The sequence below is a fragment of the Cryobacterium lactosi genome (genome assembly GCF_004403945.1).
Taxonomy (GTDB): domain Bacteria; phylum Actinomycetota; class Actinomycetes; order Actinomycetales; family Microbacteriaceae; genus Cryobacterium; species Cryobacterium lactosi.
The window spans coordinates 398957-414798 of sequence record NZ_SOHM01000007.1; the positions used below are offsets into that span (position 1 = coordinate 398957).

19 protein-coding genes, 2 tRNA genes and 1 riboswitch are annotated in these 15842 nt (G+C 68.1%); of the genes, 7 read left to right on the forward strand and 14 right to left on the reverse strand.

Going from position 1 to position 15842, the window contains the following annotated elements; genetic code table 11:
* Nucleotide 1 precedes the first annotated feature (1 nt).
* Nucleotides 2–1522, reverse strand: coding sequence for a sulfatase-like hydrolase/transferase (locus E3T61_RS03810; RefSeq protein ID WP_134639546.1), 1521 nt, complete (start codon nt 1520–1522; stop codon nt 2–4).
* A 275-nt stretch (nt 1523–1797) separates the two neighbouring features.
* On the opposite strand from E3T61_RS03810, the gene E3T61_RS03815 reads away from it, so the two are divergent.
* The gene (locus E3T61_RS03815) at nt 1798–2520 is read left to right on the forward strand and encodes a hypothetical protein (protein ID WP_206751523.1); all 723 of its coding nucleotides are present in this window, start codon (nt 1798–1800) and stop codon (nt 2518–2520) included.
* A gap of 97 nt (nt 2521–2617) precedes the next feature.
* Here the strand turns inward: E3T61_RS03815 and nadE are convergent, their stop codons facing one another.
* The 4 genes from nadE to E3T61_RS03835 form a co-directional block, all read right to left on the reverse strand.
* Complete coding sequence (gene nadE, locus E3T61_RS03820; RefSeq protein ID WP_134639547.1) at nt 2618–3439, reverse strand: ammonia-dependent NAD(+) synthetase; 822 nt, start codon at nt 3437–3439, stop codon at nt 2618–2620.
* Nucleotides 3440–3561: 122 nt separating this feature from the next.
* Nucleotides 3562–3634: transfer RNA gene (locus E3T61_RS03825), tRNA-Arg, on the reverse strand.
* A 54-nt stretch (nt 3635–3688) separates the two neighbouring features.
* Nucleotides 3689–3949 carry a thioredoxin domain-containing protein gene (locus E3T61_RS03830; protein ID WP_134639548.1) on the reverse strand — a complete coding sequence of 87 codons (261 nt, stop codon included), beginning with the start codon at nt 3947–3949 and terminating at the stop codon, nt 3689–3691.
* An 8-nt stretch (nt 3950–3957) separates the two neighbouring features.
* The gene (locus E3T61_RS03835; protein WP_134639549.1) at nt 3958–4176 is read right to left on the reverse strand and encodes an SCO4848 family membrane protein; all 219 of its coding nucleotides are present in this window, start codon (nt 4174–4176) and stop codon (nt 3958–3960) included.
* A gap of 85 nt (nt 4177–4261) precedes the next feature.
* On the opposite strand from E3T61_RS03835, the gene orn reads away from it, so the two are divergent.
* From orn to E3T61_RS03855, 4 genes are all read left to right on the forward strand, one after another.
* Complete coding sequence (gene orn, locus E3T61_RS03840) at nt 4262–4882, forward strand: oligoribonuclease (RefSeq protein ID WP_134639550.1); 621 nt, start codon at nt 4262–4264, stop codon at nt 4880–4882.
* 46 nt (nt 4883–4928) lie between these two features.
* Nucleotides 4929–5004: transfer RNA gene (locus E3T61_RS03845), tRNA-His, on the forward strand.
* A 67-nt stretch (nt 5005–5071) separates the two neighbouring features.
* Complete coding sequence (locus E3T61_RS03850) at nt 5072–5422, forward strand: metallopeptidase family protein (protein WP_134639551.1); 351 nt, start codon at nt 5072–5074, stop codon at nt 5420–5422.
* 79 nt (nt 5423–5501) lie between these two features.
* The gene (locus tag E3T61_RS03855) at nt 5502–6749 is read left to right on the forward strand and encodes a D-alanyl-D-alanine carboxypeptidase family protein (RefSeq protein ID WP_166793131.1); all 1248 of its coding nucleotides are present in this window, start codon (nt 5502–5504) and stop codon (nt 6747–6749) included.
* Nucleotides 6750–6773: 24 nt separating this feature from the next.
* On the opposite strand, the gene E3T61_RS03860 is transcribed toward E3T61_RS03855, so the two are convergent.
* The 9 genes from E3T61_RS03860 to E3T61_RS03900 form a co-directional block, all read right to left on the reverse strand.
* A complete protein-coding gene (locus tag E3T61_RS03860) occupies nt 6774–7034 on the reverse strand; it encodes a hypothetical protein (protein WP_134639553.1) in 261 nt (86 codons plus the stop codon).
* A 9-nt stretch (nt 7035–7043) separates the two neighbouring features.
* Entirely contained in the window at nt 7044–7676 is a 633-nt protein-coding gene (locus E3T61_RS03865) for an AAA family ATPase (RefSeq protein ID WP_166793132.1), read from the reverse strand.
* Entirely contained in the window at nt 7663–8457 is a 795-nt protein-coding gene (locus E3T61_RS03870) for an energy-coupling factor transporter transmembrane component T family protein (RefSeq protein ID WP_134639555.1), read from the reverse strand. The genes E3T61_RS03865 and E3T61_RS03870 overlap by 14 nt, the downstream gene beginning before the upstream one ends.
* Nucleotides 8454–10001 carry an ABC transporter ATP-binding protein gene (locus E3T61_RS03875; protein WP_174776980.1) on the reverse strand — a complete coding sequence of 516 codons (1548 nt, stop codon included), beginning with the start codon at nt 9999–10001 and terminating at the stop codon, nt 8454–8456. Before E3T61_RS03875 ends, E3T61_RS03870 begins: the two co-directional genes overlap by 4 nt.
* A complete protein-coding gene (locus E3T61_RS03880; RefSeq protein WP_134639557.1) occupies nt 9998–10666 on the reverse strand; it encodes an ECF transporter S component in 669 nt (222 codons plus the stop codon). The genes E3T61_RS03875 and E3T61_RS03880 overlap by 4 nt, the downstream gene beginning before the upstream one ends.
* 32 nt (nt 10667–10698) lie before the next feature.
* Nucleotides 10699–10808: riboswitch (TPP riboswitch) on the reverse strand.
* An 81-nt stretch (nt 10809–10889) separates the two neighbouring features.
* Complete coding sequence (locus E3T61_RS03885) at nt 10890–11216, reverse strand: hypothetical protein (protein ID WP_104166635.1); 327 nt, start codon at nt 11214–11216, stop codon at nt 10890–10892.
* A gap of 9 nt (nt 11217–11225) precedes the next feature.
* Complete coding sequence (dinB, locus tag E3T61_RS03890; protein WP_134639558.1) at nt 11226–12494, reverse strand: DNA polymerase IV; 1269 nt, start codon at nt 12492–12494, stop codon at nt 11226–11228.
* A gap of 85 nt (nt 12495–12579) precedes the next feature.
* Nucleotides 12580–13191 carry a hypothetical protein gene (locus E3T61_RS03895; RefSeq protein WP_134639559.1) on the reverse strand — a complete coding sequence of 204 codons (612 nt, stop codon included), beginning with the start codon at nt 13189–13191 and terminating at the stop codon, nt 12580–12582.
* Nucleotides 13192–13218: 27 nt separating this feature from the next.
* Complete coding sequence (locus E3T61_RS03900; protein ID WP_241992364.1) at nt 13219–14238, reverse strand: LLM class flavin-dependent oxidoreductase; 1020 nt, start codon at nt 14236–14238, stop codon at nt 13219–13221.
* Between the two features lie 208 nt (nt 14239–14446).
* On the opposite strand from E3T61_RS03900, the gene E3T61_RS03905 reads away from it, so the two are divergent.
* The gene (locus E3T61_RS03905) at nt 14447–14863 is read left to right on the forward strand and encodes a DUF3566 domain-containing protein (protein ID WP_134639560.1); all 417 of its coding nucleotides are present in this window, start codon (nt 14447–14449) and stop codon (nt 14861–14863) included.
* A 174-nt stretch (nt 14864–15037) separates the two neighbouring features.
* On the forward strand, nt 15038–15679 hold the full coding sequence (locus E3T61_RS03910) for a TIGR03086 family metal-binding protein (RefSeq protein WP_241992365.1): 642 nt from the start codon (nt 15038–15040) through the stop codon (nt 15677–15679).
* The last annotated feature ends 163 nt before the right edge of the window (nt 15680–15842 follow it).

Here is a 15842-nt window from a genome sequence, read left to right on the forward strand (position 1 = left end):
GCTACTCTGCGGTGGTGTTGTGTTCGGATGAGCGAGTGGATGCTGCCGCGCCGGCCCAGTTATGGGGCGCGATCTTGGCTGTGTATGCGCCGACCGGAAGATCGTCCTGGAGGCGCAAAAGCCACTGCATCAACCGCCAGACGAGCTCGTGACGGACCTCGGCCATTTCCGGGTCTTCGAACCGGTCGTCCACCTCGGTCGGGTCGGCATCCAAGTCGTAGAGTTCGCCCGTGTTGTCGCTGTGTACGAGGAGTTTGTAGTGGTCATAGCGGAGCATCTTGGTGCGCCCGCTCTGGGTCACCGTATTGAGCTCGTCGAACGTCGGCCCGCTCACAGGGAAATGCAACGGGGGCATCTCAGACGCCTGGTAGGTCAGGCCGCCGAAACCACGCTCGGCGTAGATGCTGTCGAACTCTCCGGTGTCCGGCGCGTCACCTTTGAGGAGCGGTGCCAGACTTCTGCCTTGAACGCCCATGGGGATTGCGGCATCGACGATCTCGCAGAGGGTCGGAAAAACATCGACGATCGAGATGAACTCATCGCGCGTCTGGCCGGGTCGAACGCCGGCCCCAGTCATGAAGAACGGTATCCGCATGAGCACTTCGGGCATTCCCGCACCCTTACGCTGCATGCCGTACTCTCCGACGTAGTCGCCGTGGTCACTCAGGAAGATGAACAGCGTCTCGCCGGTGAGGGTGGCCTCGACATGGGTGACCAACCGCTTGATCTGGTCGTCCAAGAGGCGCAACTGACCGCAGTAGTTTGCCCGATACCGGCGCCATTCATCGTCGTAGCCAGGCCGTTTGCTCTCGACGAGCGATTGCAGCCAAGCCCAGTGTCCCCCTTTTGCTTGAGCCGCCTCCGGGCCGTGTGCTCTCTCCGGAAGGTCTGATTCGGCGAACATGCTGAAGTAGGGTTCGGGCACCTGATACGGATTGTGCGGCTCAGGAAACGACACCCACAAAAACGTCGGCTGAGGGTCGTCGACCTCGGTCGTTGCGGCGATGGCATCGTCCACAATCCGATACGCGAGCTGTTGTTTCACGGAAAAAGGCGTGGGGACGTGACTCACGCCATGGTCGAGATTGTCGAGCCATCGATCGAACGCTTCATCTTCTGGTGTGTTCTCCGGGCCATCCGTATGAAAGTACGGACCAGAGAATGAATCGAAATCGTCGGGTCCGCGGTGCATGTGCGGCTTTCCAGCGAAGACCGTCCGATAGCCGGACGACCTGAGAACATCGATTGCGTCCTGCGAAAAGTAGGCTTCTTGCGCATTACTGTTCTGTGTCACCCGGTGCGCGAGCGGAAAGCGGCCGGTCAAAAGGCTCGTTCGGGCAGGGACACAGGCCGGCGAACTTGTGTATGCACGAGGAAAATGAGCGCCAGCCGTGGCCATGTGGTCGAGGTAGGGCGTGGTGTCGATGCTGAGCCCCGACAGCTTCGAGAAATCTGCCCTGTGTTGATCCGTCATGATCATCACGATGTTCGGTTTCTTGGTCTCTGCAGGTAGCTGATTCATCCGTACATCCTCGTAACGTATTTATCGCGTTTGGTAGACATCAACCGTTTGGCAGAAGGCTTGTGCATCTTTGCAACGTTACAAACATAGGGTGCATGTCGGCTCGAGGTCTAGGTGTGAACGAGAATTGGGACAAACCCCGTCTGGGGTCCGGCTGAATCATCTCGTCGGACGAGGCCTGGAATATGTGCTTGCCGAACCGTTTGTGACGGCTAATCCGGCCACGCCGTCACAGCTACCGCTGATCGACCCGGCTGCGGGGTAGCCTTCCGCACATGCAGTGGTGGAATGATTTCGTAACCTGGCTCTCAGCGACCAGGAACCAGCCCGTGATTTTCAGCGCCGTCGTGCTGATCGTCGCGATTATCGTGGCCAGCGTCCTGGCCGCCTGGATCGCGCGGGGTGCCATCGCGCGCCTGCTCGCCCAGCACGACCGTGAGCTCAAGGCCGCGGCCATCGGATCGATCGTGGATGCCGCGACCGAGGCATCCGTCTGGAACTCGCTGACCCCGCAGGAGCAGGTGATGAACGACCGGGCCGTCGGCATGGCCGACATCCAGATCCGGCTGTTGCCGATCAAGGGGTCCAGCATCGCGGCGGACTGGGCAGCCCACCAGCTGGCCGAACTCAAGCGCACGTCGGCCACCTTCGGCTACCAGCTCGAGCCGGCGCTCGTCGAGTTCCGCGACCGCCTCATCGACTGGCAGAAGAAGCCGTCCAGGGCCCGGAAGATCTTCCAGGGCGACCTGGACCGGTGGAAGACGCAGAACACCTCTACCGAGAAGAACCTCCTCGCCGAGCAGGACGCCTGGGTGGCGCAGCAGCACCACGACCAGTTCGCGACCCCCGCCGCACCAGCCCAGGCCCCGACCGGTCAGCCGCTCGGCTACGTTCCGGCGGCAGCGCCCCCGTCCGCGTCTCCGTCAACAGAGACCCAGCGTCTCCTCGACGATGTTCAGGCCCTCGAGGTGCGCCCAGCGCCGCTTCCGAAGGCCTGAGCCTCACGCTCCAAAACAGAAACGCCGGTCCGCTCTCGCGGGCCGGCGTTTTGTGGTCTGCCGGCAGGTCACCCGCCGGGGTTCAGGCTACGGAGGACTACTTCCACCAGTCGTCGAACAGGGATGCCGGCACCTGACGCTTGTGCTCAGTGCTCAGGTAGCGACGCTCAATGGCCTGGGCCACCTGGTCCTCCACGGTCTTGCCCTCGAGGAAGTCGTCGATGTGCTCGTACTGCATCCCCAGATTCGCCTCGTCGGTCTGACCGGGGTTGTCGTCCAGAAGGTCGGCCGTGGGCGCCTTGAGGTAGAGATGCTCCGGGGCGCCGAGTTCCATCAGCAGCGCCCGGCCCTGCCGTTTGGTGAGACCGGTCAGCGGGAGCAGATCCGCACCGCCGTCGCCGTACTTGGTGAAGAACCCGGTCACCGCCTCTGCCGCGTGATCGGTGCCGACCACCAGCAGGCCGTGGGCACCGGCGATCGCGTACTGCGCGATCATCCGGGCGCGGGCCTTGACGTTGCCCTTGTCGAAGTCGGGCATCGGGGTGCCGGTGCTCTGAGCGAATTCGGCCTCGAAGCCGTCGACTGCTCGCTGGATGTTGAACGTGAGGTTCGATTCCGGGGCGATGAACTCCAAGGCCAGCTGCGCGTCATCCTCGTCCCGCTGCACCGCGTAGGGCAGTCGCACGGGGATGAAGCGCACGGTGTGGCCCTCGACGGTGAGCTCCTCGATCGCCAGTTGGCAGAGCCGCCCGGCCAGGGAGGAGTCCTGCCCTCCGCTGATCCCCAGAATCAGACCCTTCGCCCCGCTGGCGAGAAGGTAGTCCTTGAGGAAGTCAACGCGGCGTCGGATCTCCAGGGCCGGGTCGATGGTCGCACTCACGTGCAGTTCCCGGATGATTCGCTGCTGTAGTTCTCGCATGTGACGAATCTATCAAGTGGCGGCTGGTGACAGGCTGCACATCCGCTCGCTCCCCCGGCGACGGTGTGGCCCCGTGCGGATGAAAAAAACAACCCCGCCGGCGACCCGGCGGGGTTGTGCTGTGCCCCCGGCAGGATTCGAACCTGCGACAAAGAGATTAGAAGGCTCCTGCTCTATCCCCTGAGCTACGGGGGCGCATAGCGCTTCAACGATACCGCAGTCCGGACGGCTACCCGGGCGTGGGCGCACCTACAGGGCTTTGGCCGTGGCCACGAGCACCTGGGCGAGGGTCGGCACGCCCGTGGCTCGGAACACCTCGTCGCCGGCGGCGTTGTGAACGATGATCGTGGGAGTGGTGCGGATCCCCTCAGCCTCGGCCGCCGCGTTGTCGTGCGCCACGTCGAGTTCCCGCACCGTCGCCGCCGGCACCAGCCGTTCGACCTCGGCCAGGACGGCACGGGTCTGCAGGCACGGCTCACAGAACGCCGAAGAGAAGAAGATGAGTTCCATACCGGCTCCTAGCCGTTGACGAGTGCGATAACGGCCACTACCGCTGAGACCACGGCCAGCAGCAGCGACACCCCGACCAGCACGGCGTGCACGATCAAGAACGACGTCGGCTTGCCAGACGCATCCCGCGCCCGGTCATCCTGACTGACCCTCTTATAGAAGCGGGGCCAGACCACGACGTTCCAGACGGCGTTGAGCAGCAGCAGGATGGCGAGTGTTGTAAGCATCAGAGCAAGTCTACGAGCGCCGGCCGGGCCGTGTGAGCAACGATCGACCGGGGAGCCTGTCCAGGGCCACCGCTAGACTCACCCCATGACAAATAGCAGTGACCGGTTGGTATGGATCGATTGCGAAATGACCGGGCTCGACATCAACAACGACGAATTGGTGGAGATTGCGGTGGTCGTCACGGACTTCGACCTCAACATTCTCGACCCCGGCCTCGAAATCGTGATCAAGCCCGACGCTTCGGCCCTGGAGAACATGGGCGACTTCGTGCGCAACATGCACACCTCCTCCGGACTGATCGAGGAGATCCCCCATGGCGTGAGCGTGGCAGACGCCGAGTATCAGGTCCTCGAGTACGTGCTGCGTTTCGTTCCCGAAGACCAGCGCGCTCCCCTGGCCGGCAACTCCATCGGCACCGACCGGGCGTTCCTGGCCCGGTACATGCCGCGCCTGGACAAGCAGCTGCACTACCGCAACGTCGATGTCTCGTCGATCAAGGAACTCGCGCACCGGTGGTTCCCGCGTGCGTACTTCAACGCACCCGCGAAAGACGGTGGCCACCGCGCCCTCGCCGACATCCTCGAGTCGATTCGTGAGCTCGCCTACTACCGCCAGAGCGTCTTCGTGGCCGATCCCGGACCCACAAGCGCCGAAGCAAAATCGCACGCAGCGGCCGTTGTGAACAACTTCACCCCAAACGTGTAATAGAATTCTTGAGTTGCCTCCGCTCGTGAGAGTGGAGCGGCACATGGTGGGTATAGCTCAGCTGGTAGAGCGCCTGGTTGTGGTCCAGGAGGTCGCGGGTTCAAGCCCCGTTACTCACCCCAATGAAATGAGAAGTCCCGGCCTGTGCAGGCCGGGACTTTTTCGTTCGCCCCGTGTCATGCTGAGTGGATGCTCACGCTCAACCACGACGACTTCGAACGTCTCGTCATCGACCAACTCGACCTGCTCCCCGACGACATGGTCGACGGCTTGGAGAACATCATCTTCGTGGTGGAGGACCGGCCCGAGAACGGCACCCTGGACACCCTGGGCCTGTACGACGGCGTCGCACTGACCGAACGCGGCCAGTATGGCTTCGGCGAGATGCCCGACCGCATCATCCTGTTTCGTGAGCCGCTGCTGGCCATCGTCGACACTCTGGACGAGTTGCGGGACGAGATTCACGTGACCCTCGTTCACGAGATCGCACATTTCTACGGCATTGACGACGACAGGCTGCACGAGCTGGGCTGGGCGTGACCGGGGTCGGCTACCCTGAACCATGAGTAGATTTCGACCTGGCCGGGTCATCGGTATTTCGGTGGGAACCCTCGTAATCTTGACGATCGGGGTGTACGGGCCCGCCACTTTGCTCGGCCCGCTCCCCCACGCGACCGTCGCCCTCACCGTGCCGGATGCGTCCGTGACCGCGTCCACCCCGGTGTTGCCCGCTGCCGGGACCAGCGGCATCCTCGCCGTGACGCCCGTGGACGCGACCGGTGAGAGCGCGACAGCGGACACGGCCGCGGCGGGCACCCGGACCGAGACCCTGGGCGTGGATCCCATCGCCGTCGGCGGCGGCAGCGCCCCCCTGCCGATGGCGTCCGCCGCCAAGATCATCACGGCCCTCGTCGTGCTCGACGCCAAACCCCTCGAGGCCGGCGAGCCCGGTCCGGCCTACTCGCTGGTCACCGCCGACTACCAGGACTACCTCGACTACACGGCTGAGGATGCCCGTACCGTGATCGTCTTTCCCGGCGAGAGCTGGACCGAGCGGGAGATGTTGCAGGCCATGATCCTCGGCTCCAGCAACAATCACGCCGATACCCTCGCCCGGTGGGCCTTCGGCTCGGTCGACGCCTACCTCACCGCCGCCAACGCGTGGTTGGCTGCCAACGGCATGGCCGACACCACCGTCGTCGACGCCAACGGCCTCCAAGACGGCAGCGCGGGCACCGGCGCCGACCTGGCCAGGATCGCGGCCCTCGCAGCCACGAATCCTGTGATCGCCGACATCATCAAGCAGCCGGCATCCGCCCTGGTCGGCCAGCGCGGCGTGAACAACACGACGGCCTACCTGCCGGAGGAAGGCATCACCGGCGTCTCCCGCAGTTACACCGATGCCGGCGGCGTGTGTTTCCTGTTCACCGCCACAGTGGTCGCCGGGGAGAAGACCTTCACCTTTGCCGGCGCGTTCCTGGGTGAGCCGGACTATGACACCCTCACCGCCGACCTGACGGCGCTGATGGCGTCGGCACGGGCCGGGGTGACCGAGTTGCCGGTGCTGGCTGAGGGCGACGGCTACGCGACCCTCACGACCGCGTGGGGCGATTCGGCCGGTGCCGTCGTCGGCACGCCCAAGACCAGGTTCGGCTGGCAGGCCGCCGCCCCCAGCAACGCCGAGGTGACCCTCGACGACGTCACGACAGGGCGGGCTGGGGCGAAGATCGGCCGGGTCACGGTGGATGCGTTCGGCGAGAGCGTCTCGTCCACCCTGGAGCTGGATAGCACGCTGACCGATCCGGGGCCGGGCTGGCGCCTGCTGCACCCCATCCCGGTGATCAGCGCGCTGGTCAACAGCTGGTAATCACCGGGCAGCCGCAACCGCGGTTCAGTCGGGTTCGTCGTTCGATTCGACCGGGTCGCTGTCAGAGGAGTCGAAGGCGTAGCGCACGTGAAGCTTGCCCTGCACCTCACGACTGTCGACCTCGTCGTACCAGAACAGCGACTCCATGCTGTCCACGGCGGCGACCATGCTGATCCGCGCGTCGTGCTCGCCGTGCAGGAGCACGCGGGTTTCGGCCTGGCCCTCCAGCGGGCCGTCCACGAACTCCACGATGTATTCGGTGTTCTCACTCTGCGGGGTAGTCATGACCCCAACCTACTGCGGCGGCACGGCTTTCGCCTGAGGAACCGGCGGAGCGTCCCGGCCCAGCGGTGTGCCGGTGAGCCGCACCGTCGCCCACCGTTCGGGCTGGTCCCGGTCGCGGTATGCTTCCCAGTCCCTCTGCCACTGGTCCCAGTGTGCTTCGAACCCGCCTCCGTCACGGGCCAGTGCGCGCTGCTTGCGGATGCCGTCGTCGGCATCCAGCCACACCCGCACGTCGCTCAGCGCGGCATGCGCCTCGGCCAGGGCGCCGCAGCCCTCGATCACGAGGGGACGGCCGGGGTCGATGCTGTGCCATTCGGCCGGGCGGGCCGCCGCCCAGTCGTAGCGTTGCCACGCCGCGGGCCGTCCGGCGTGCCGGGCGCCCAGCACCAACCGGCCGATCTGGTCTATGGCGGCGTCCAGACCGCCCCAACCTGGGTAGACGTCGTCCAGGCGCACCAGTGTCGGCAGGACCGGGCCAGGCCAGGCGGCCAGCACCGCGTCGGCGAGGGTGCTCTTGCCCGCGCCGCTGGGGCCGTCGATGAGGACCACGGCCCGGTCGCCGACGGGATTGCGGCCCAGCGTGCGAACGGCGTCCAGGACGGGGGTTGCCGGGACCGGGGTGGCCAGGTCAGGCGAGCACAAAATGCCACGTCCCCGCCAGCACTGCGGCCGTGATCGCGGTGGCGGCAATGACAGCCCCGATGACCACGACCAGGCTGTCGCGCAAACCGAACACCGATTCCCGGGCCCAGGTGCGCGGGATGTCGCTGCCGAAGCCCCTGGCCTCCATGGCGGTGGCGAGCTTGCTGCCGCGTCGCACCGAGAGCACCAGCAGGGCGAAGGCGAGACCGCCGAACCGGCGGCCCCGGCCGCGTAGCCCGCCGCCGTCGCCCACGCCGCGGGCCCGCCGGGCCAGGGCGAGGGAGTGCCAATCGTCGATGAACATGCCCACCAGGCGCAAACCGGCCAGGGCGCCGAGCACGAACCGGGCCGGCAGGCGCAGCACCTGCGCGAGGCCGTCGCCGAGGTCGGTGGGGTCGGTGGTGGCCAGCAGCACGATGCCGGGGATGCCGATGGCCAGGATCCGTAACCCGATCGCGAGGGCCAGGGCCACCGATCCCTCCGTCACCGACACGAAGCCGGCGCTGAGCAGCACCGCGCCGGAGTCCTGCCCGTAGAGCACCGTGGTGAGAACGGCGAACGGCGCGGCAATCCACACCGGCGCGGTGCGCAGCCAGAACTGGCGGGCGCTCAGCCCGCACCAGGCCAACAGCACGGCCTCGAGGGCAAGCGCCACCGCGGCTGACACCCAGTCGATGGACAGCATCAGGGCGCAGCTGATCAGCAGCGCCACGGCGAGTTTGGCCACCGGGTTCACCCGGGCGATGGCACTCGGCCGGATCTCCGGCGTCATCAGGCTCACAGCGGCTCCGTTCCGATGCGCCGGCGCAGTCCGCTGCTCAGCCTGCCGGTGGCACCGCCGGGGCTTCCGGCCGGCCCGGCACCGGGCACCAGGGTGAGTCGCGCATCCGCCAGTGCGGACACGAACTGCTCGTCGTGCGTGACCGCCAGCACAGCGGTGCCCTCGTCGAGCAACTCGGCGAGCAGCCGGACAAGCTCGGCCCAGGTGCGGGAATCCTGCCCGAAGGTGGGTTCGTCGAGCACCAGCAGCCTGGGCCGTGTGGCCAGTACCGTCGCGACCGACAACCGGCGTTTCTCGCCGCCGGAGAGGGTGAACGGGTTCGCGTCGGCGAGGTGGTCCAGTCGCAGCCGGTGCAGCAGGGCGTCCACCCGCTCCGTCTGCGCGGCGCCGCCCAGGCCGAGCGCGCGGGGGCCGATCGCGAGTTCGCCCCGCACCGTGCCGGCGAGGAACTGGTGTTCGGGGTCTTGGAAGACGGTGCCGATACGTTCGAGCAGGTCGCGGGAGCGCCAGCGGTGTGGGGCCGGCCCGAGTCCGGCGGCCAGCGCATCCGCTGCGGTGAGATGTCCGCCCGCCGGGGCGAGGAGCCCGGCCAGGGTGAGTGCCAGGGTCGACTTGCCGGTGCCGTTCGGGCCGGTGACTGCGGTGGCGGTGCCGGATTCCAGGGTCAGGTTCAGCTCCCCCGCGACGACGACGGCGCGTTTGCGGGCGAACGGCACCCGCCCGACGCAGAGACCCTCGGCGTGCAGCAGGACCTCGGCCTCGGACGCCTCGGAGCGGTTCCGGCGCTCGGGCGGCGCGGGCGGGAACCTGGGAATCCACACCCCGGCGGCGGCCAGCCGTTCGCCTTCGGCGCTGAGCACCCTGTCGGTGGGCCCGTCGGCGAGGATCCCTCCGGCCGGATCGAGCACGATGATGCGGTCGACCACCTGCTGCCAGACGGCGACACGGTGTTCGATCACGATGAGGGTCGCGCCGGATGCCTCCACTGAGCGCAGCACGGCGTCGCGCACTTCCACCACCCCCTCGGGATCGAGGTTGGCGGTGGGCTCGTCGAGCAGCACAAGGCCGGGTCGCATGGCCAGCACCCCGGCCAGGGCCAGGCGTTGCTTCTGGCCGCCGCTGAGGGCACTGGTCGGGTGTCGCAGCGGCAGGTCCAGGCCCACGTCGGCGAGGGCCTGGCCGACCCGCGGCCAGATCTCGGCGCGCGGCACGGCCAGGTTCTCGCAGCCGAAGGCGACGTCGTCGCCCACGCGGGCGAGTACGACCTGGGAATCCGGGTCCTGCAGCACCAGGCCCACCCGGCCGCGGGACGCGCTGGGCCGCCGGCCGTCCACGAGGAGCTCGCCGGTCTCGTCGCCATCCTCGTCGTCGCCGAGCACGCCGGCCAAGGCATGCATCAGCGTGCTCTTACCCGCGCCGCTGGGCCCGAGCACGAGCACCCGCTCCCCCGGGCGAATGTCCAGATCCAGCCCGGAGACCGCGGCCCTGGCCCTGCCGGCGTGCCGCCAGCCCCAGCCGGACGCCGTGACCCTGGCGCCGGTCACTGGGCGGGCTGGCTGAGTGCCCGGTCGGTCGGGCCGGATTCACGACCGGCGGCGAACCGGCTCAGCGCGCCGGTGCGGGCGAGCCCGCGAACCGCCAGCCAGGAGAGCAACCCGGCCAGCACGGTGCCGGAGACGACGGCGGAGACGAAGTAGACGGCCTTGTAGCCGATGTCCAGGGCCGCGTAGCTCGTGAAGGTCGTGTCGAGCAGGCCGACAGCGACACCGGCGCCGGCTCCGGCCAGCAGGGCGACGCCGAGACGCCAATTGGCGTAGAAGAACAGCGCCAGCACGATCTCGGCGCCCAGACCCTCCACCACGCCCCAGATCAAGGTGGAGAAGCCCCACTGGGTGCCGATGAGCATCGACACGACGGCGGCGACCACCTCGGTGTAGACGGCGGCACCCGGCTTGCGGATGATGAGCCCGCCGAGAACGCCGGCGAACAGCCAGCCGCCGGCCAGGAGCCCCTCAAGCCCGGGGGTGAAGGCGAGCAGGGCGCTCAGCGGCGACCAGGCCAGACCCCAGGCCCAGAAGATCACGCCGCTGGCGACGCCGATGACGCTGGCCACGACGATGTCGACGACCCGCCATTTCAGCACCCGCGGTTTACGCGACGTGGAGGGGGCCGGCGTGTGAGAAGTCAGGGTGTTGATTGATGCGTGCACTGTTCGTGCCCTTTCCGTAGAGGAATACTGGGCACGGGATTGAGAAGCCTCCCTGCGCTGGCATGATCCAGATCAGGTTCGACGGTCGAAGCTGAAGTAGCTTCCTCTCAGCCCGGTTCACCGGACTCCCGTGTTGTTCGATTCGAGTATAGAACCCTGCGGGCGTATCCGGGCGCGACGAGACGCAGCGCGACGCCGTCGCGCCGCCAGACGCCCGCGGTCGCTAGCGCTTGAGCGCGCGGATGATCCGGGCGATGGCCTTGCCGGAGACCCACACGAACGGGATGCCGACGGCGAGCAGCGAGATCACGTTCGGCTCGAACCGGGCCGCCCCGCCGGACTTCACGTAGGCGCCGATCGGGATGGCCATGCCGCCACCGCCGCCACCGGCCGCGGCGGACTCGTCGCCTTCACCGCCGCCGCCGAATCCGTACTGCACCAGGGCGACCGGAACGATGGTGACACCCTCGATCTGCACGGGATCCCCATAGGCCGACCTGACCCCGATGGATCGAGCGTTTTCTGCGAGCTTCAAGGCGAGATTAGTCATGCTGCGAGGCTACTCCCCTTCCCCTTGCGGTGTCCCGAAGGGGTGCACGTCACGCTTCGGAGCGCTCCCGCCACGCAGCTGCGACGCCGGCCGCACGATCCCCCGGCCGAACCTGGCGGTGACGGTGTCCACGGCGAGCTCGGCCTCGCGCCAGTCGTCGTCATCGTCCCACAGGCCCATCCCGGCGCCGTCACCGGTGCCGAGCTGCTCGGCACGCACCCCGATGAGGCGCACCCGGATGCCCCGGGCGGCGAGCACGTCGAAGCTCGCGGCGACCTCCTCGTAGATCCGCCGGCCCACATTGGTCGCCTCGTTCAGGGTGCGGGAGCGGGTCACCGTGCTGAAATCGGCGTAGCGGAGCTTGAGCACCACCGTGCGCGCGACCAGGCCGTTGCCGCGGAGCTTCGCCGCCACGGCGTCGGACTGGCGCAGGAGTTCACTGCGCAACCGGGCCACATCCGTGACGTCGTGCTCGAAGGTGACCTCGTGGCCGATGCTCTTCTCGTCGCGGTCGAGGTTGATCGTGCGCGGATCGATGCCCCAGGACAGGTCATGCAGTTTGTGCGCTGACGCCACGCCCACGGCGCGCTGCAACATCTCGAGCGGGGCGTGCGCGATGTCACGCACCTGCCGGAGCCCGAGCCCGAGCAGGGCCTGTTCGGTGGTGGCGCCGACGCCCCACAGGGCTCCGACGGGCAACGGATGCAGGAAGGCGATGGTGTCCTCAGCGGGGATCACCAGCAGGCCGTCCGGCTTGGCCCGGCCGGACGCCAGTTTGGCCACGAACTTGGTCGACGCGGCACCGACCGAGCAGGTCAGCCCGGTTTCGGCGAAGACCCGCGCGCGGATCTTCTCGGCGATCTGGGCGGGCGAGCCGTGCAGGCGCCGGGCGCCGGTCACGTCCAGGAACGCCTCGTCGATGCTGAGCGGTTCGACCATCGGCGTCATGTCGCCGAAGATCCCCATCACCTGGCGGGAGACCTCCGCGTACCGGCTCATGTGCGGCTCGAGCACGATCGCGGCCGGGCAGCGGCGCAGGGCAATTGCCATGGGCATGGCCGAGTTGACGCCGTACTTGCGGGCCACGTAATTGGCGGCCGTCACCACGGACCGGCCGGAGCGGTGACCGATGACGACGGGCAGGTGCACCAGCTCGGGGTGATCGAGAAGCTCCACGGAGGCGAAGAACGCATCCATGTCGATGTGCAGCATCGTGGCGGTGGTGTCGTCGACGTCGGCACCGGTGGTCTGCCGGTCGCTGCCGTCCTGCCTGCTCATTCCGCACCACGCCCTTCTGCCGAACCGGCAGCCATCAAATCGAAGCTACCTTCGACAGTACAGGGTTGGTGCGCTGCGCGGCCGGTTAGAAACCGCCGAAATCGCCGCCACCGAAATCGCCGCCGCCACCGAAGTCGCCCCAACCACCGGAGTCGCCCCCGAAGTCGCCGCCGGAGTCCGCCGTGGTCTCGGTCCCGGCATCGCCGCCCGAGTCCGCGCCGGTGTCGCCGGACGCATCCGCCTCACCGCCGGCATCGGGCAGGAACGCGCCCACGATGGCCGAGCCGACGACATAGCCGGCCACGGTGCCCAGCAGGGAGGCGCCGAGCATGCTGCCGAAGCCGGGACCCTGCCGACCGCCGGCCTGATCGCCACCGAATGCCCGGTCCAGGGTGCCCGGCTGGCGGAGTTCGGCCCGGGTGGCGGACTTGGCGAGGGTGGCCGGTTCGGCGTTGGCCGGGCGTTCGCCCTCCATCGCGTTCTCGGTCAGCTGCTGGAAGAGCAGGTCGCGCTGTTCGTCGCTGAGCTTGCTGAAGGCCTCGGTGTGCACCTGCTCGATGGTTTCGGGCGGCGCCGTGCGCAGAAGGTAGCGGTAGCGCTCCACGGCGATCTCGTCGTCGGTGCGCTGGGGAGCCGCCGCACGGCGGGGCTGCTGCGGCTGTTCGGGTCGGCCCAGCAGGCGATCGAAAAATCCCATGTGTCTGCTCCTTCGGTTTGTTCCAGCCTAGGCGGCACCCGGCCGCACCGACAGGACCGTGGCCAGCGACTCCAGCGCTTTCACAGGGTCAGGGCCGGCCGGCAGGAGGACCACACTCGTGGCTCCCGCGGTGTGCAGCTGGTCGATGCGCCGTCGAGCGGATGCGGCGGTGCCGACCACCGCCAGTTGGTCGACCCACTGCTCGGGCAGCGCCGCGGCGAAGGCAGCGCGGCTGGTGCTGGCTGCGCGTAGGGCGTCGAATTCCGCGGCGAACGGCAGAACCCGGATGTGCGGGGCCCAGTCCGGGTCGCCGATCCACTCGAGTGCCGGGCGCACCAGGGCGCGCGCCACGGCCGGGTCGTCGTCAACGGCGGCCGCGTTGTAGGCCACGATGTGTCGTTCGGCCAGCGGCGGCCGCAGGGCCGGGAACCCGAAATCGGCGGGTGCGGCGTCGCGACCGGCATCCAGCGCGGCAATCGCGGCCGCGAGGTATTCAGGTGTGACGGGTTCGGCCAGCACCACCCCGTCCGCGCAGGCGCCGGCCAGCGCGAGCGACTTCGGGCCCCGCACGCCCGCAAGGATCGGCGGAACCGTGGCGGGGGCGCCGGCCAGGAGCACGGCATCCGCCCGGGTGTACCGGCCGGATGCCGTGACGTTCGCGCCGCGCAGCAGGGCGCGCGTCAGGTCGACGTTTTCGGCGAGCATGGCCAGCGGACTGGCCGGCCAGCTGCCGGTCTGCCGCATCCAGCCCGGCATGCCGTGTCCGATTCCGACCTGCAGCCGCCCGGGGAAGAGCTCGGCGAGGGTGGCGATCTCGAGGGTCGCGAAGCCGGGGTTGCGGGCGGCCGCAGGCAGGATCCCTATCCCCACGACGATGGTCGTCGTGGCGGCAAGGACCACGGCGGCCTGCGCGATTCCGCCGCGGAAGAAGCAGTCCTCCACCACCCAGATCTCGTCGAAACCGAGTTCTTCGGCCCGGCGGGCGTAGGGCACGAACTGCGCGGCGGGCAGGTCGCGCGGAAGCATGACGGCAATGGCACCTGACACTGGGGATCCCCGTTCGGTCTGGCCGACGGCGGGAGTCGGCTGGGTTCTGGCTGAGTTGGCTTCGCAGAAATTCTCGCACGGGTGAGACGAACCGGTCTCCCCCGGACATATCAAGGCAAGGGGACCAGTGATTCGGGGGAATTATGACGCACGACAACAACAACAACCACCGGCCGGCGCGACCGGCTATGCGGCACGGGCGCGCACTGTGACCGACGTGGCCGACAGGCTGGCCCGCAAGGGCGGGCGCGACGACGGTCGGGCCGACCCTGGCCGTGCGATGCGTCTGGGGCTCGCTCACGTCGGGGTGTGGTCGAGTACCAAGCTCGCCTTCCTCGGATCGGTCTGCCTGAACATCGTGACGGTCGCCCTGATCCTGTTGGCTGTGCAGCTTCTCGGCGACAGCGACCTGCTCACGACCGCGTCCACGACCTACCGCGACCTGGCCGGCACGACCAACGATCTCAGCGCCATCCTGGAGTGGAACACTGTGCTGGCCTTCACGGCGGCCGTCGTGCTGCTCAACACTGTGCTCGTCACGGTTCTCGGCACGGTATACGCCCTGCTGTTCAATCTCGGAGTGCGGGTCACCGGCGGCGCCCTGGTCGGCTTCCGCAGCAGTTGAGGCCGCGGCGGGCACCGCCCAATGGCCGCTCTGACGACCGGCCCGCAGGCAATCCCCGCTTGCAGGGAATGCCGACGGGCACGGAATTCCGGCGGGCCTGGTGTCGTTGCACCCAGCACGGGCCTTTCCCCTCTGGGCGGATGCCGCATGACCGATCAACGAAGTGAGCCCACTGTGACTACCAACGCCACCGCGCCGACTGACACCACGAAAACACCTGACCCGACACTGCCGGACGAAGCGACGGATACCGCCGCGCCCGTCGACTGGTACACCCTGCAGCAGCAGGCCCACCGCGAGTTCGCTCGCCGCATCGCCGCCGTCGACGACTGGAATGCGCCGACCCCGGACAAGGAATGGACCGTGGGCGACCTGGTGCGCCATGTCGTCCAGGAGCAGCAGTGGATCCCGCCGCTGCTGGCCGGGTTGACCCTGGACCAGGCAAGGCGCAGGGTCGATCCGCTGGGCGACGACCTCCCCGCCGAATGGCACACGCACTCCTCGCTCGCAACGGCGGCCTGGCAGGCCGCGCCTGCGGATGCGTCGGTGCAGCTCTCCTACGACACCGTCACGGTGCTGGACTACCTGCGTGAGCAGGTGTCCGACGTGACGATTCATTCCTGGGACCTGGCCAGGGCCACCGCAGCCGACGAGGTCCTGGATGACGCGTTGGTGGCCGCAGTCTGGACGGTTTTCGAACCGCAACGGGACGCACTGGAGGCCAGTGGCCTGTTCGATTCCCCGGTTCCGATGCCCGAGGATGCGCCGCTGCAGTCCCGGCTGTTGGCCTTGACCGGCCGCGACGACCGCCGCTGACCGGCGCGGCCCCGCCCCGCCGAGGCTGACTGTTGCCCGTACGGACAATTGCGCCCGGCGCACGGTATTTGTCAACCTGTTTGAGACAGGTTGGGTTTGGGTTTCTTGCGGGGGTCGTTGATGCAGGCCCGGCCCGGTAGGGCCGGGGGCTTGGGTTGCCTGG